Origin of the sequence: Sphingobium sp. Z007 (genome assembly GCF_900013425.1) — a bacterium.
In the GTDB taxonomy this organism is placed as follows: domain Bacteria; phylum Pseudomonadota; class Alphaproteobacteria; order Sphingomonadales; family Sphingomonadaceae; genus Sphingobium.
The window spans coordinates 700111-713933 of the sequence record NZ_FBXK01000005.1; the positions used below are offsets into that span (position 1 = coordinate 700111).

Sequence of the window (13823 nt, forward strand, 5' to 3'; positions counted from 1 at the left end):
AAGCGGACGGGGCGAGGCAGGGGGGAACCGCGCCGCCGCGCCGTCCGTTGAACCTGTCAGATACAGGAGAGACACAATGACGGACAACAAGACCGATATGCGTCCCAACAGCCGCGAGGAAGCGGGCGACGACCGCGAGAGCGACGGGCAGGATCATGTGCTGCATCATGACGAGAAGCGCGACGAGAGCCTGAAGGATTCGATGGATGCATCCGATCCGCCATCGACCACCAAGCCGGGCGACCATGGCGACCCGGTGCCGTCGTCAGGCTATAAGGACGGCAAGGACGCGTAGCTCCGCCGGAACGAACATGCTATTGTGGCGGCGGCAGAGCGAAACCGCCGCCACCCGCAAGAGAGGAGTTTGCCGTCCATGCCAACATCCACCACCCCCGCCATCGAACGTATCGCCCGCGTCCTGGCCGGTCGCCAGTTGAGCCAGAATGGCGGTGGCATCGATCCTCATGCGGCCGGCGCGGTGGATGCCGCCTGGCCCGACCATGTCGATGACGCCTATGCCATCCTGCACACATTGCGCGAGCCCGATGCCCAGATGGCGCAGGCGGGCGATGTCGGTGTATGGCGTTCCATGATCGGCGCGGTGCTGGAGCGGCGCACCGGAGCCTGAAGCGCGCGCCTGATCCTGTCGCCGGCATTGGCCATCCTGCCCTCTTGTGGCAGGACGATGGGGCGATGCTGAAAGTCAAGATCCAGATTTATTGCGGCGACCAGATCGCCATGGGGCCAGGCAAGGCCGACCTGTTAGACGCGATTGCGGGCGAGGGGTCGATTTCGGCCGCCGGACGCAAGCTGTGCATGAGTTATCGTCGCTGCTGGCTGCTGGTCGATGTGATGAACCGCTGCTGGGCGGAGCCGCTGGTCGCGACGTCGAGCGAGGGCGCGCGGCTGACCGCAATGGGGGCGGCGTGCTGCGCGACTACCGGGTTTTGCAGCGGGCGGCTGTGGCGGCGGGCGACGGCGCGTGGCCGGTGCTGGAGCGGCTATTGCGTGCCGAGCCTTTGGCAGCCCAGGCAGCAGACTAATATTTCGGTAAGGCGGATCGGGCATGAGGGCCGTGGAGGTTTCACTCATGTACGACATATATTTTCGCCACGATATCAACCTGCTCGACATCAGCTGGCATGGCCTGTTCAGCGGCGAGAGTGTCGCCGCCTATGCACGGGACGTGAAGAGGCGTTTCGTAGCCGAGGGCTTTTCGCCGGGCTATCGGTTGCGCATGGATATGCGCCGCAGCTTGGTGCAGCCGCAGGATGCTGTGGCGGCGTTTCGCGAACATCTGGGCGAAGGACTGTTTCCGCGGGCGTCGCGCATCGCCATCGTGACGCCAAGCGCCATCGCCAAATTGCAGGTGCGGCGCGAGATGACGCAATCCTATCTGCGCATCTTCACCGATGCGGAAGAGGCGTTTGTCTGGCTGATGGAAGCGCAGCCAGCGGTGGCCTGACACGATCAAAGCGACAGCGAGTGAGACGCCTGCTGCGCATTTTCATCGTTATATTTGATTGTATATAGCGAATCCTTTGCAGCCCGGTTATCGATCCCGCGCATGATGGGGGATTAGGGGGTGGCGACAGGGATGAAGATAGTAGCGGCGGCCCTGATGGGATCGGCCGCCTGGACATTTGGCGTGGCGCAAGAACAGGACGGCCGGCGCGATCAACATCCTGTCGAAAAAGCCGGGCTTCGATTGGGGTGGGGAGGCGGAATTGTCCTATGGCAGCCGCGATTTTCTAAAGGCCAAGGCGGCAGTAACGGGGCCGATCGCGGGCGATGTGCTGGCGTTCCGCCTGTCGGGATCGGTGACGCGGCAGGATGGATATATCCGCAATAGCGCGCGGGACGAGGATCAGAATAATATCCATAATGACGCGATCCGCGGGCAATTGCTGTTTGCGTCATCCGATGATGTTTCGCTGCGGCTCATCGGCGACTGGTCCAATTTCAAGAATAACTGTTGCGCGCAGGTGCATGTGCGGGTCGCGCCGACGTTGAAGCCGGCGAGGTGGTGCTGCGCGCCGATACGGTGACGCGGACCAGGATTTTTGGCGACGCGACCGGATCGGCCTATACCGCCATCAGGGGCTATACGCTGGTCAATGGCAGCATCGGTTATCGCACGGGCCGCTGGGAAGTGGCGGTGTTCGCGCGGAACATCTTCGACAAGGACTATATGCAGAGTCTGACGGTGCAGGCCGACAATAGCGGTTTGATCGTGGGCGCCGAGCGATCCGCGCACCATTGGCATAACGATGCGCACGGCATTGGGCGGCTGAGGCTGGCGCTGTGGGCGGTGTGTTTGGTCCTTGAGATGCCTGCCGAAAATTCCATTCGCCGCAGTCATGAGATTTACATGTTGCGCTGCAAAAAGAAATCTGGTCCCTTGTGAATGGCGGTGGAACAGGCCCTTAAGCCTTCAGTAACCATAGAGGGCGCATGTTCCATCCTACGACTTCAAGTCGGAGGGCATGACATGGGTACGAGTGCAAGACCGGCGGATGGGGCTGTAACCCTGGCGGAACTGCGAGAGTTCGCGAGCTTCTCATCCTCCACGCAACGCTATATTCGCAGATCGCTGGATATCGGGCTGCATCGCCGCGACGCGATGAAGCTATGGTCCCGCGACATGGTGGAGGAAGCCTCCATCCGGGCACAGGCCCGTATTTATGGGCGGCTGGACGATATCAAAGCGCGCGTGCCCGACGATAGCGGCCTGGAACAGGTGGAGCCGTTCATGGCGCCGCTGGTGACGGTGTCCGCCTTTGACCTCGGCCAGGACCGGCTGGGCAGCTTTTCCTCCTACCGCTTCCTCTATGAGCGCCTGCTGGGCGCGGGGGCGCGGCCCTGGTTGCCGGGCGCTTTCTGCGCGGCGGCCAGCCTGCCGCATCTGCATCCCGAAAAGCGGCGCGCGTTGCTCCAGTCGATCAGCGAAGCGGCGGCAACGGCGGTAGGCTGGTCCAACCGCGAGCCGACCTTCTACCCCGAATGGGTGGAAAAGGTGGATCTTTCCAAGGCGAACTGAGCCGCGCTCGTTCGCATTGGAAGAGGCCGCGTGGGGTGGGGGCCCTTGCGCGGCCTTTTTCATGTCCAGCGGCGTATGGTTGGGCTATCGCGCCTGCTTTGACGGGAGGGGCGGATGATCGCGACGATGATGGTGATGGCCGCGCTGGCCGGGGCGAGCGATATCGGCGTCGCCGATCCGCAGCGACGGGTGCTGCTCGATGCGCTGCGCCCTTCGATCGAGCGCGACCTCATGCAGAAGGTCAAGTTCGTGGTGCACCGGCTGCGGCGGCAGGACAGGTGGGCGTTCGCCCATGTCGTGCCGCAAACACCGGCGGGCGGGGCGATCGATTTTCGCAAGACGCATCATGCCGAACGGGTCGCGGCGGGCATATTCGATGGGCCGGACATCTATGCCTTGCTGGAGCAGAAGGACGGGCGGTGGATCGTGCGGGACTTTGTCGTCGGGCCGACCGACGTCTACTATCTGGCCTGGCCCGATGAATATGGCGCGCCGATGGGCTTGTTTGATCCGGGCTAGCCGTAGCGGGTTCAGCTGCGGCGGTAGCGGAAGTACCAGGCCATATGCTCAATGCCTAACTATATCTTTGATATAGAAAGGTAAAAAATGCACTGTCGGCGGTAGAATTGTAGGAAAGTAATCACCGAGTAATCACCAAACTCGCCGATTTTCCGATCCATTATGCGGCCCTTATGGCGGAGACCATCGCTCGTTCTCGAACTGCAAACGACGGCAAGCGATCAACATGGCCTTCCACCGCCGATGCAGGAACACTGCTGTAATCGGCTCCCCCTCACTCGCGTTTAATCAACTGCTCGCAGCCTTAAGAGAGTCTATGACGGCGCGCAGGCCAGCCGAGATGTATCGGCGCGTCGGATAGTAGAGGTAGAGCCAGTCCTCGGGCACGATCCAATCGTGGAGACAGGACACCAGCCGTCCGCTCTCAACATAGGGCCGTGCCCTGTCCTCCCAGACATAGGCCAGCGCGACGCCAGCGAGCGCGGTTTCAATCATCAGTTCGTGATCGTGCAGCGCCACCGGGCCGTTCACCTCAACGTCGATCTCCTCCCCGTTGCGACCGAACGACCAAGGATAGCCCACCCCGCTGGGGTACATGTTGCGAATGCAGACGTGTTCCGACAGGTCGGCTGGCGTCCTGGGCACCGAGCGCCCCTCAAAATAGCCAAGCGATCCGACTACGGCGAATTTTAGTCGCGGCTTGATCTTCACCGCCGTCATACCGTCGCGCAGGCTCTCGCCAAGCCGGATGCCGGCGTCGAAGCCTTCTTCGACAATGTCGACCAGCCGATCGGTCGCGACAATTTCCAGTTCGAGATTCGGATTGGCGGCGATCAGCGGTCCGATCATCGGTCCCAGCACGAACGGCGCTATCGAGTTGGGCGCATTGATCCGCACTTTGCCAAAGGGCGTATCGCGAAACTGGTTGAGCGCATCGAGTGCCGAGCCGATGTCACCAAAGGCCGGCGAAAGATGGGAGAGCAGCATCGCCCCCGCGTCGGTCAGCGACACGCTGCGCGTCGTGCGGTTGAGCAAGCGGATACCGACCCGCGCCTCCAGGTTCGAAACGGCATGGCTGATGGCCGATGCCGTCACCCCCCGTTCTTCGCTGGCGCGGCGAAAGCTACGATGGCGCGCGACGGCATCGAAGGCGGCAAGCTCGGAAAGGTCGGTCGCGCGCATTGATGATCCTCACTCAGCACTTACAGGAAAACTCATCGTCTAATCCTGCGAACGAAACCAGCGCAAAAAGCTCCTGTCAGCGGGAACGCGGCAAAACAGGAGCAAGACGATGACCCTCACGATGACACAGGCGAATGTGATGATCGCCACTGGCACCGCCCGCGCCCGCGATCTTGGCATTGCTGCCAACGTCGCGGTGCTCGACGCCGCAGCGCACCTCAAGGCCTTCGTCCGCATGGACGGCGCGGTGCTTGGGTCGATCGATGTCTCGATCGGCAAGGCCCGCACTTCGGCGCTGTTCCAGATCAGCAGCGAGGCGGTGTGGGATTACTGCAAGCCCGGCGCCCCGGCCGCCAATCTCGAAGCCAGCAATGGCGGCCTGATGCCTTTTCCCGGCGGCCTGCCGATCATCGCGCCTGACGGCACCGTGATCGGCGCGGTCGGCGTGTCCGGCGGCGCTCCTTCCCAGGATATCGAAATCGCCGAAGCCGCAGTCGCCGCGCTCATCGGCTGAACATTTCATCTCGCAACCAACGCTCACTAAAACGGAAGGAATTACCAATGACCAAGACCATCCTCATCACCGGCGCAGGTTCCGGCTTTGCCGAGGCCGCAGCCATCGGCATGGCGCAGGCTGGCCACACCATCATCGCTACCGCGCAGATCTCGCCGCAGGTCGCCGCGCTGCGGGAGAAGGTTGCCAGCCGCGGCCTCGACAATATCCGTGTCGAGAAGCTCGACCTGACCGATCCTTATGACATGGCGTTCATCCAGACTTTTGATGTCGATGTGCTGTGGAACAACGCCGGCTATGGCGAAAGCGGCCCGGTGAGCGAAATCCCTCTCGATCTCGTCCGCAAGAACTACGAAATCAACGTGTTTAAGCCGCTGGAACTGACGCAGGCATTCATCAAGCGCTGGGTCGCTGAGGGCGGCGCAAAGGGCAACAGCGGCAAGAAGATCGTGTTCACCTCGTCAATGGGCGGGCTGTTCACGCCGGCCGGCTGGGGCACCTATGTTTCGACCAAGCATGCGCTGGAGTCGATCGCCGAAGCCATCGCCCAGGAAGTCGCGCCTTTCGGGATCAAGGTGCAGACGATCAACCCCGGCGCCTATTATACCGGCTATAACGAGACGATGGCGGACACCGCGTTCCGCTGGCTCGATGCGGAGAAGAATTTCACCAAGCCGGCCGAACTGCGCGCGACGTTCGACGCGCTCCTTGCCTCGCCGATGGGTCATATGGATGCACGGGAGATGATCGACCGGATGATCGCCATTGTCCCGGCCGATACCGGCAAGGTCCGCAACGTCAGCCCCAAGGCGGTCGAGGACATGTTGAAGGAAGCGCAGGCCGCAGCCTGGGACGCTGAAATCTAAGCCGCAACACCAGGAGCGGCGGTCGCGCCCTGACATACAGGGGCCGCCGCTCCCGCCATCACCGGAGAAAAACTATGACCAGCAAGCCTCGTTTCTGGTTGCCCTTTGCCGCGCGCTTCACGCTTGGCTTCGCCGCCGCCAGCGTCGCCATTCTCGCCCTTGCCCCCCGCGCCGAGGCGCAGACCGCAAGCCAGAACAAGGCGGCCGTGGAAGCCAAGTTCGACGCCTGGAAGGCCGGAACCGGCAACCCGTTCGAACTGCTCGCCGACGACGCCAACTGGACGATCGAGGGCAATAGCGTCGCGTCGAAGCGCTACCCGACCAAGGAGGATTTCCTCCGCGACGTCATCCGGCCGTTCAATGCCCGGATGTCGGTCGCCATCAAGCCCAACGTCCGCGGCATCACGGCCGAAGCCGACCGCGTCGTCATCCTGTTCGATGCCACCGGCAATGCGAAGGACGGCAAGCCTTACACCAACACCTACGCTTGGTTCTTTCGCATGAAGGCCGGCCGCGTGGTCGAGGCCAATGCCTTCTTCGATGCCATCGCCTTCAACGATCTTTGGGCGCGCGTCACGCCCACCGAGTGATCCCCCGACGCACCCTCAGCACCTCCAACACACGAAAGGACAATCATCATGGCCGACTTCATCCCCCCTGCGCCCAACAGCGCATCGCCTTTTGCCGATATGCGCGGTCACCATGTCGCGGTGCGCACACCTGATCTTCAAACGGCGCTCGACTTCTATGTTGGCATTCTTGGCTTCCGGGTCGTCGCCAAGTGGAACTATGCCGACGAGCAGCTCGCCTATGTGGCACCCGCAACCGACGATCATTTCTATGTCGAGATACTGGGTGGCGGCAATCCGCAGCCGCAGGATGTACGGCCCTACACCGACCTTGGCGATAGTCTGAAATACGCTGGCTACCACCATTTCTGCCTCAAGGTCGACAGCGTCGATGCGACGGTGGAGAAGCTGCGCGAGCGCGGCGTGACCATCGTCACCGAGCCGTTCGTGCTCCCCGCAATCAGCCGCAAGCTCGCATTCTTCTGCGACCCCTTCGGCAACCTGATCGAGCTGGCCGAGGTGCTCGCCTGATCTCCCCCAAAAGCTGAGCAGCCGTCCCTCGTGCGAGGGGCGGCAAGCTCCTCTTCACGCAAGGAATCTCCTCATGTCCAAGTCCATCATGATTATCGGCGCAGGCCCCGGCATCGGCCAGGCGGTTGCCCGCAGGTTTGGCCGAGAAGGCTGGCAGATCGTCCTCACCGGCCGCAGCGCAGAGCGACTGGCTGCGCTGACCGCGGAACTCAGCGAGTACGGTATCTCTGCGCATGCGGTTCCGGCCGACGCCACCGATCCCGACGCGCTGCGTGCAGCGGTCGCCCAGGCGGAGGCGCTGACGGGCGGTCTTACCATTGTGCACTTCAACGCCGGCGTCGTGCGCAACCAGGACCTGTTCTCGATGACCGATGCGGAGATCGCGGGCGATCTGGCGATCGACGTGACCGCCGGCTTCAACACCATCCGCGCGGCAACCGAGCTGTTCGGGACACGCGGCGGCACGATCCTGGTGACCGGCGGTGGCCTCGCCATTCATCCGAGCGCCGAATGGGCCGTGCTCGGCGCCGGCAAGGCCGCGCTGCGTAACATGGTGCAGCGGTTGAACGGTCCGCTTGACCAACAGGGTATCCGCATCCGCGTCGCGACTGTCGCGACGCTGGTCGGACCCGGCTCCAAAGAAGCGCGCGGCGCCGCCGACGTCTTCTGGGCCCTCGCCACTGATCCCAATGCCGCTTGGGAGGCGGTCTATCCGGCCGCCTGAGCAAGCGACCCCACCAGAGGATTTCCGATGACCACGCAATTGACCCTTATCGCCCGTCTCACCGCCAAGCCGTATGCATCAGAAGAACTGGGCGATGGCCTGTGCCAGCTCATCGCCCCGACGCTGAAGGAGGAAGGCGCGATCGCCTACGTCCTCCACCGCGACCTCAACGATGCCAATGTCTGGATTCTGTACGAAACCTGGCGCAGCCGCGAGGATCTCGATGCCCATTTCGAGCGGCCTTATACCAAGGCGATGATGGCGCGGTTCCCAGACCTTCTCGCCAAGGAGATGGAACTTACCTTCGCCATCGCGATCGACCCGCACGGCTGAAACGCAGGTAGCTCATCCAACACCCAATCCGTCAACAACGAAGGGCCGTGCGGCTAGTCCGCGCGGCCCTTCTATGCGCCTGACGTCCAAACTGATGAACCAAGCTCAGCATGGATCGGAATATTCGTCGGGTTATCCCACCAATCGGTGCGCAGTATCTCCAAGGCTCAAGCCGAGTGGACGCACCGTCATCGGCGAACAGCGAAAGGATTACACTCATGAAGACCTGGTTCATCACTGGCGCATCGCGTGGCTTTGGCGCGCTCGTCACCCAACTCGCACTGCAGCAGGGCGATGCTGTCGTGGCCACTGCCCGCAATCCGCAACAGATCATCGATCGCTTTGGCGAGCATCCTAACCTTCTGGCAGTTGCTCTCGACGTGACAGATGAAGTCCAGGCCCGCGCGGCCGCTGATGTCGCAATTGCAAAATTCGGCGGGATCGACGTGCTGCTCAACAATGCCGGGTTCGGCCTGATGGGCGCAGTCGAGGAAGCCAGTGCTGCGGAAGTCGAGGCGGTTTATCGCACCAATGTATTTGGTTTGCTCAACGTCACCCGATCGGTGCTGCCGCATATGCGCAAAGTCAGGTCCGGCCGCATCCTCAATATCTCGTCGATCGGCGGCTATCGAGGCGCGGCTGGGTTCGGGGTCTATTCGTCAACCAAGTTCGCGGTCGAAGGCCTCTCCGAAGCGCTTCAGGCAGAACTCGAACCGCTCGGCATCCATGTCACGGTGGTCGAGCCTGGGTATTTCCGTACGGACTTCCTTGATGCGACATCGCTCAGCGTCAGCCCGACGATCATCGAGGACTATGCCGCGACCGCTGGCCGCGTCCGCAACGTCGCGACCGGGCTCAACCACAACCAGCCCGGCGACCCCGTACGGCTTGCGCAGGTGCTGATCGATTTTGCCGACACCCCTAATCCACCTGTGCGGCTGCCGCTCGGAAGCGACACGGTAGTGGCGATCGAAGCCAAGCATGCCTCCGATGCAGCTATTCTTGGCAAATGGCGCGAAGTCTCGGTTTCGACCGATTTCCCGGCCGAACCTGCCAACCCTGCTGCGTGAACGAACAGGGCGTCAGTGTCCTCCTGCTGACGCCCGCATTCAAAAGTAGCAATGGCAATAACCTGTCTGATCGTTCGCATCACCTACGAAAGCTCGTACCGCTCGCCGACCCCAAGTGATCCAGCGCGCTGGTTACCGAGGAAGTCGAACGCCAAATCCGCACTTTTGGTCTGCTCTGGTGTCAAGATCAGTGCGCCGTCAAGGTGGCCTCACCGGCACGCAGTTCCCGCCAACGTGCCGGCGTAACGCCTTCCCATTCGCGAAAGGCACGGTGAAACGATGTCGCATCCTGATAGCCAAGAAGAAACGCGATCTCGTCAAGCTCCATGGCGCCGTCGCTGAGAAATCGGTGTCCGAGCTCCCGCCGGGCTTCGATCAGCAGCTCGCGAAAGCTGTGCCCTTCGTCGGTGATGCGCCGTTGCAACGTCCGCTCGCTCATGCCCATTCGACGGGCGACTTTGCTTACGTCCGGTCGACCGCTCGGCAGGCTGCGCTTGAGTTCGAGGACCACCTGCTCGCTGAGCGACCGCGCCTGCATCTCCTCAAGCTCGCTGCCCAGCGCCGGCGTCAGCATGGCGAGCAATTCAGGGTTGTGACCTGGAAACGGTCGATCGAGATCGGCGGCGTCGAACACAAGGAGATTGCGCGGCGCGCCAAGCCGCACCGGCGCGGTGAAATACGCTTCGTGAACGGCGCTTCGCAGCCCCGGCCGGGCGAGATCAACGCGCAGGGGGCGCACGTCGGCGACCGTGCCCCGCCGCGCCAGTTCCATCAGCGTCGAAAAGGTCGCATCCACACTCGCCGATGGCTCAGCCTCGCTGGCGTGAAGCCAAGTCATTCCGACAGAGCTGCTGCGCAGTCCCCCATGCAGGCCTTCGGTGACCTCCAGGATCTCCGGCGTGCAGAGCCGCTTGAACCGAGCCAGCCGATCAAGCCCGTCGCGCAGATCGCGGGCATAAAAGGCGGCGAGCGTGGACGGTGGATGGACTGCCGTGTCAGCGCCACGAACAATGTGCAGGCCGACGGCAGGATCGCCCGACAGCGCTTCCAGCGCCCGCATCAGCGCGAAATACTGCGCGGTCGTAATCGCTTGCCCGGTCTGGGGGAGCGTGACCGGTAGCCGCGCCTGGCGCAGCAACGCCGAGGGCGGGATGCCGATCGCCTCCACCGCATTCCACAGTCCGTGGGGCACTTTGCACCGGTCGGCGGGAGCAGGTCGCATGGCGCTCAGGCTCCCTTCGGCAATTGGCCGAGGATGATGCGATCGAACATGCGGTCGCCCAGCCAAGTGCGCATCGCGATCAGCAGCGCGCCGAACTTGCCCCGGACGTAGCGGGTGCGCGGACGGGCGGCGGCAACGGCTTTGCCGACGACATTCGCGATCACGCGCGGGTGGCTGGTGCGTCCCTTTCCGTAGGTGTCGCGGGTTCCGGCCGCGACGGCGCGGGTCAGACCAGCATAAGGCCCGGTGCCGGAGCGCTTCAGCAGGCTATCCGCCACCACATCGCCAAACCCGGTTTCAATCAAGCCGGGTTCGATCACGACCACATCGATGCCCAGCGGGGCGAGTTCGATTCGCAGGCAATCGGACCATCCTTCCAGCGCATGCTTGGTGGCGTGATACCAACTGCCGAGCGGGGTATAGATCTTGCCGCCCATCGACGTGATGTTGATGATCCGGCCCGCCTTCTTCGCGCGCATCGCCGGCAGCAACAGCTGCGTCAGCCGACCGGGGCCGAAGACGTTCACTTCGAATTGGTAGCGCGCCTCGTCCAAACCGATCTCCTCCATCGGCCCATACAGACCAAAGCCTGCATTGTTGACCAGCACGTCGACGCCACCGGTTTGCGCCAGGATCACATCGACCGCGGCAACGATATCGGCTTCGCTGGCGATGTCCATGCGGAGCGGATACGCCCCGAGCGCCTTCAGGTCATCCATCTCGGCCACACGCCGGGCAGCCACATAGACCTGGTAGTCGTCGGCAATCAGCCGCTTTGCGATTTCCTTGCCCATGCCGGATGAGGCACCCGTCACGAGAGCGGATTTTTTGTTGCGATCGAACATGTGTCACCTTCTTTCCTTGTTCGAGGAAGTACGTCCTTCCTTGTGTATGAAAGATAGGTCAGCGCGGGATCCGCGACATTGACAGAAGGCGCCAGCTTTTACGCAGATTACGCCATCTTTGAGCCCGGGCGATCATGCAGCGCGGCCCGAACGCGGACCAGCAGGCTGAGGACTATGTGAGCCGCCCGGCGGCGAAGTCGCGCGCGAGCGCGATAAAGGCTTGGAAGGCCGCAGAGGAATTGCGCCGATTGGAGTAATAGAGGCACAGCGGGACAAGCGGCGGTGTCCAGTCTTCGAGAATGCGGATGAGCCGACCCGCTGCGATGTCCTCGCGGACGTCGGCTTCCATGAAGTAACCGATACCAACGCCGTTCGTTACCGCGATCCGCGCGAGCGACGACTCGTCAAGCGTGATCGGGCCCTCGACGTCGATCAGCAGCTCGTCGCCGTCCTTCTCGAACCGCCATCGGAGCAATGCGCCATTGGGAAGCCGCCCGCAAATGCAGGGGTAAGTAAGCAGCTCCTGCGGCACTTGTGGGATAGCCCTATTTTCGAAAAACGCGGGGGATGCGGCAACGGCCATGCGGCGCATCTTACCCAGCGATATGGCGATCGCATCGCTGGGCACCAGATCCGCGCTGCGCACGCCCAGATCGAAGCCCGCCGCGACGACATCGACAAGCCGCCCTTCGGTGACAAGGTCGATATGAACCTGCGGATAGCGCTGCAGATAGGTCAGCACGAGTGGCGCCATGATTTCGCGCGCCGCCGTCGCGAAAGCATTGATGCGCAAAGTGCCGGACGGCGTCTCCTGCTGGGAGCGCGCCGTGTTCATCGCCTTTTGGATGTCTTCAAGCGCTGATTTGATCTGTGCGACGAAAATCCGCCCCGCATGGGTGAGCGAGACGCTGCGCGTGGTGCGATTGAACAGCCGCACGGCAAGATCCCGCTCTAGCTTGCCCACGGCGTTGCTGATGGCCGTGGTTGACATGCCGAGGTCGAGCGCCGCCGCGCGGAAAGACCCGCACCGAACGATGGCCAGCACTGCTTCTAACTCGATCAGCGAATGGCGATTCATTATCCCGTTCTCCGCAATACCTCGTGCCGGTTTGTCTCGATTATCAGGCGAAAAGTCCATCGCTACATAAGCCTCATCACCGCCGAGGAGACGAACATGTCAATGAACCTACCCACGCCGATCGCCCGCTATATCGAAGCAAACGCCCGCCTCGATATCGACGGCATGTTGAAGCCCTTCCTGCGCGACGCTGTCTTCATCGACAACGGCAAGCGTTTCACGGGAGAGGCGGCAATCCGCCAGCTGTTCGAGGAAGAAGTGATCCCGGTAAAGGCGATCTTCACGCCTGATACGGTTCGGGACGAGGGCGGCGACGTCGTCGTCGAGGGCCCCGCTCATGGCGACTTCCCAGGCAGCCCGCTCCGCTTCACTTATCGCTTCACACTGGCGAACGGCGCCATCAAGATGCTGGAGACCACGGTATGAGCATCAAGGCAGATCCCACCGAGTTCGCCGGCAAGCGCGTGCTCGTCAGCGGTGGCACCAAGGGTCTTGGCCGTGCGACGGTCGAGCGATTCCTCGCCGGCGGAGCGCGAGTCATCACCGCCGCCCGGGCGATCAGGGACACCATCGAGGGCGTCGAATATGTGGAGGCGGACCTGACCACACCAGAGGGCGGCGAAGCGCTGGCCAGGGCGGCGATCGAGCGGCTGGGCGGCATCGACATTCTCGCCCATGTCGTCGGTGGCTCGGCTTCGCCAGCGGGTGGCTTCGCAGCTTTGACGGACGAACACTGGCTTGCCGAGCTGAACCTCAACTTGCTGGCGACGGTCCGCCTCGATCGCCTGCTGATCCCGCAGATGCTGGAGCGGGGCCAGGGCGTCGTGGTGCACGTTACGTCGATCCAGTCCGTGCTGCCGCTCCCCGAATCCACGACCGGCTATGCGGCTGCCAAGGCCGCGCTCAGGACCTACAGCAAGTCGCTCTCGAAGGAACTCGGTCCCAAGGGCGTGCGGGTCAACGCCGTCTCGCCCGGCTGGATCATGACGGGGGCCACTGGAGACTTTCTGGGAATGCTTCAGGCAGCCAATGGCGGCACGATCGAAGACGCGCGTCAGTCCGTGCTGGATGCCTTGGGCGGAATCTCGATCGGGCGGGGAGCCGAACCTGAAGAGGTGGCCGACCTTATCGCCTATCTCGCCGCAGACCGCGCTGCTGCGATCCACGGCGCTGAATTCGTCATCGACGGCGGCACGATCAGCACGGTATGAGGCTGGCCTCTCGGCGTTTGTGCCAAGGCGGACGCCGGGAGCCAGCCTTCTTTCGCCAATGGATAAGTCGTTGCGGACTGCCGATACGGTTAGGCGGCAAGGGTTGGCGACGATTGAAA

Annotated in this window: 20 protein-coding genes and 1 pseudogene; 17 read left to right on the forward strand and 4 right to left on the reverse strand. The window is 62.7% G+C overall.

Features of this window, described 5'->3' with window-relative positions; all coding sequences use genetic code 11:
• Window positions 1-76: 76 nt before the first annotated feature.
• The 8 genes and pseudogenes from CEQ44_RS11325 to CEQ44_RS11360 all read left to right on the forward strand — a co-directional run bounded on the left by CEQ44_RS11325 (window position 77) and on the right by CEQ44_RS11360 (window position 3559).
• Window positions 77-295 carry a hypothetical protein gene (locus tag CEQ44_RS11325; RefSeq protein ID WP_088181838.1) on the forward strand — a complete coding sequence of 73 codons (219 nt, stop codon included), beginning with the start codon at window positions 77-79 and terminating at the stop codon, window positions 293-295.
• 78 nt (window positions 296-373) lie between these two features.
• Window positions 374-628, forward strand: coding sequence for a hypothetical protein (locus CEQ44_RS11330; protein WP_088181839.1), 255 nt, complete (start codon window positions 374-376; stop codon window positions 626-628).
• A gap of 65 nt (window positions 629-693) precedes the next feature.
• A pseudogene (locus CEQ44_RS11335) lies at window positions 694-1043 on the forward strand (winged helix-turn-helix domain-containing protein).
• Between the two features lie 23 nt (window positions 1044-1066).
• Window positions 1067-1465, forward strand: a complete 399-nt coding sequence (locus tag CEQ44_RS11340) for an STAS/SEC14 domain-containing protein (protein WP_306341407.1) — start codon at window positions 1067-1069, stop codon at window positions 1463-1465.
• Between the two features lie 178 nt (window positions 1466-1643).
• Window positions 1644-2048: a hypothetical protein gene (locus CEQ44_RS11345; RefSeq protein ID WP_088181841.1), complete on the forward strand. Its 405-nt coding sequence runs from the start codon at window positions 1644-1646 to the stop codon at window positions 2046-2048.
• Complete coding sequence (locus CEQ44_RS11350; RefSeq protein ID WP_176401095.1) at window positions 2045-2407, forward strand: TonB-dependent receptor; 363 nt, start codon at window positions 2045-2047, stop codon at window positions 2405-2407. Before CEQ44_RS11345 ends, CEQ44_RS11350 begins: the two co-directional genes overlap by 4 nt.
• A gap of 84 nt (window positions 2408-2491) precedes the next feature.
• Complete coding sequence (locus CEQ44_RS11355; RefSeq protein ID WP_088181843.1) at window positions 2492-3040, forward strand: hypothetical protein; 549 nt, start codon at window positions 2492-2494, stop codon at window positions 3038-3040.
• A gap of 114 nt (window positions 3041-3154) precedes the next feature.
• Complete coding sequence (locus CEQ44_RS11360) at window positions 3155-3559, forward strand: hypothetical protein (RefSeq protein ID WP_088181844.1); 405 nt, start codon at window positions 3155-3157, stop codon at window positions 3557-3559.
• Window positions 3560-3847: 288 nt separating this feature from the next.
• Here the strand turns inward: CEQ44_RS11360 and CEQ44_RS11365 are convergent, their stop codons facing one another.
• Complete coding sequence (locus CEQ44_RS11365) at window positions 3848-4741, reverse strand: LysR substrate-binding domain-containing protein (RefSeq protein ID WP_088181845.1); 894 nt, start codon at window positions 4739-4741, stop codon at window positions 3848-3850.
• Between the two features lie 109 nt (window positions 4742-4850).
• Between CEQ44_RS11365 and CEQ44_RS11370 the strand changes: the two genes are divergently transcribed.
• From CEQ44_RS11370 to CEQ44_RS11400, 7 genes are all read left to right on the forward strand, one after another.
• Window positions 4851-5255 carry a heme-binding protein gene (locus tag CEQ44_RS11370; RefSeq protein ID WP_088181846.1) on the forward strand — a complete coding sequence of 135 codons (405 nt, stop codon included), beginning with the start codon at window positions 4851-4853 and terminating at the stop codon, window positions 5253-5255.
• Window positions 5256-5302: 47 nt separating this feature from the next.
• Window positions 5303-6121, forward strand: coding sequence for an SDR family oxidoreductase (locus CEQ44_RS11375; protein WP_088181847.1), 819 nt, complete (start codon window positions 5303-5305; stop codon window positions 6119-6121).
• Window positions 6122-6195: 74 nt separating this feature from the next.
• Window positions 6196-6711 carry a nuclear transport factor 2 family protein gene (locus CEQ44_RS11380; protein WP_088181848.1) on the forward strand — a complete coding sequence of 172 codons (516 nt, stop codon included), beginning with the start codon at window positions 6196-6198 and terminating at the stop codon, window positions 6709-6711.
• 48 nt (window positions 6712-6759) lie between these two features.
• Window positions 6760-7221 (forward strand): VOC family protein, encoded by a 462-nt coding sequence (locus CEQ44_RS11385; protein WP_088181849.1) that lies wholly within the window; start codon window positions 6760-6762, stop codon window positions 7219-7221.
• A gap of 73 nt (window positions 7222-7294) precedes the next feature.
• Window positions 7295-7945 carry an SDR family oxidoreductase gene (locus CEQ44_RS11390; RefSeq protein ID WP_088181850.1) on the forward strand — a complete coding sequence of 217 codons (651 nt, stop codon included), beginning with the start codon at window positions 7295-7297 and terminating at the stop codon, window positions 7943-7945.
• A gap of 27 nt (window positions 7946-7972) precedes the next feature.
• Window positions 7973-8278 (forward strand): putative quinol monooxygenase, encoded by a 306-nt coding sequence (locus CEQ44_RS11395; RefSeq protein ID WP_088181851.1) that lies wholly within the window; start codon window positions 7973-7975, stop codon window positions 8276-8278.
• Between the two features lie 218 nt (window positions 8279-8496).
• Entirely contained in the window at window positions 8497-9348 is an 852-nt protein-coding gene (locus tag CEQ44_RS11400) for an SDR family NAD(P)-dependent oxidoreductase (RefSeq protein WP_088181852.1), read from the forward strand.
• Between the two features lie 187 nt (window positions 9349-9535).
• On the opposite strand, the gene CEQ44_RS11405 is transcribed toward CEQ44_RS11400, so the two are convergent.
• The 3 genes from CEQ44_RS11405 to CEQ44_RS11415 all read right to left on the reverse strand — a co-directional run bounded on the left by CEQ44_RS11405 (window position 9536) and on the right by CEQ44_RS11415 (window position 12493).
• Window positions 9536-10516 carry an AraC family transcriptional regulator gene (locus CEQ44_RS11405; protein ID WP_217894973.1) on the reverse strand — a complete coding sequence of 327 codons (981 nt, stop codon included), beginning with the start codon at window positions 10514-10516 and terminating at the stop codon, window positions 9536-9538.
• Between the two features lie 59 nt (window positions 10517-10575).
• Entirely contained in the window at window positions 10576-11415 is an 840-nt protein-coding gene (locus tag CEQ44_RS11410; RefSeq protein ID WP_088181854.1) for an oxidoreductase, read from the reverse strand.
• A 172-nt stretch (window positions 11416-11587) separates the two neighbouring features.
• On the reverse strand, window positions 11588-12493 hold the full coding sequence (locus tag CEQ44_RS11415; protein ID WP_088181855.1) for a LysR family transcriptional regulator: 906 nt from the start codon (window positions 12491-12493) through the stop codon (window positions 11588-11590).
• Between the two features lie 96 nt (window positions 12494-12589).
• Here CEQ44_RS11415 and CEQ44_RS11420 point away from each other — a divergent pair, with 96 nt between their 5' ends.
• Window positions 12590-12919, forward strand: a complete 330-nt coding sequence (locus tag CEQ44_RS11420) for a nuclear transport factor 2 family protein (RefSeq protein ID WP_176400176.1) — start codon at window positions 12590-12592, stop codon at window positions 12917-12919.
• A complete protein-coding gene (locus tag CEQ44_RS11425; protein WP_088181857.1) occupies window positions 12916-13704 on the forward strand; it encodes an SDR family oxidoreductase in 789 nt (262 codons plus the stop codon). Before CEQ44_RS11420 ends, CEQ44_RS11425 begins: the two co-directional genes overlap by 4 nt.
• Window positions 13705-13823: the final 119 nt, after the last annotated feature.

Bases quoted from the DNA above. Each gene is read 5' to 3' on its own strand.
- CEQ44_RS11425 (WP_088181857.1), top strand. From the start codon at position 12,916: ATGAGCATCAAGGCAGATCCCACCGAGTTCGCCGGCAAGCGCGTGCTC.
- CEQ44_RS11380 (WP_088181848.1), top strand. From the start codon at position 6,196: ATGACCAGCAAGCCTCGTTTCTGGTTGCCCTTTGCCGCGCGCTTCACG.
- CEQ44_RS11325 (WP_088181838.1), top strand. From the start codon at position 77: ATGACGGACAACAAGACCGATATGCGTCCCAACAGCCGCGAGGAAGCG.
- CEQ44_RS11395 (WP_088181851.1), top strand. From the start codon at position 7,973: ATGACCACGCAATTGACCCTTATCGCCCGTCTCACCGCCAAGCCGTAT.
- CEQ44_RS11415 (WP_088181855.1), bottom strand. From the start codon at position 12,493: ATGAATCGCCATTCGCTGATCGAGTTAGAAGCAGTGCTGGCCATCGTT.
- CEQ44_RS11370 (WP_088181846.1), top strand. From the start codon at position 4,851: ATGACCCTCACGATGACACAGGCGAATGTGATGATCGCCACTGGCACC.
- CEQ44_RS11330 (WP_088181839.1), top strand. From the start codon at position 374: ATGCCAACATCCACCACCCCCGCCATCGAACGTATCGCCCGCGTCCTG.
- CEQ44_RS11385 (WP_088181849.1), top strand. From the start codon at position 6,760: ATGGCCGACTTCATCCCCCCTGCGCCCAACAGCGCATCGCCTTTTGCC.
- CEQ44_RS11375 (WP_088181847.1), top strand. From the start codon at position 5,303: ATGACCAAGACCATCCTCATCACCGGCGCAGGTTCCGGCTTTGCCGAG.
- CEQ44_RS11410 (WP_088181854.1), bottom strand. From the start codon at position 11,415: ATGTTCGATCGCAACAAAAAATCCGCTCTCGTGACGGGTGCCTCATCC.
- CEQ44_RS11420 (WP_176400176.1), top strand. From the start codon at position 12,590: ATGTCAATGAACCTACCCACGCCGATCGCCCGCTATATCGAAGCAAAC.
- CEQ44_RS11355 (WP_088181843.1), top strand. From the start codon at position 2,492: ATGGGTACGAGTGCAAGACCGGCGGATGGGGCTGTAACCCTGGCGGAA.
- CEQ44_RS11360 (WP_088181844.1), top strand. From the start codon at position 3,155: ATGATCGCGACGATGATGGTGATGGCCGCGCTGGCCGGGGCGAGCGAT.
- CEQ44_RS11390 (WP_088181850.1), top strand. From the start codon at position 7,295: ATGTCCAAGTCCATCATGATTATCGGCGCAGGCCCCGGCATCGGCCAG.
- CEQ44_RS11365 (WP_088181845.1), bottom strand. From the start codon at position 4,741: ATGCGCGCGACCGACCTTTCCGAGCTTGCCGCCTTCGATGCCGTCGCG.
- CEQ44_RS11340 (WP_306341407.1), top strand. From the start codon at position 1,067: ATGAGGGCCGTGGAGGTTTCACTCATGTACGACATATATTTTCGCCAC.
- CEQ44_RS11400 (WP_088181852.1), top strand. From the start codon at position 8,497: ATGAAGACCTGGTTCATCACTGGCGCATCGCGTGGCTTTGGCGCGCTC.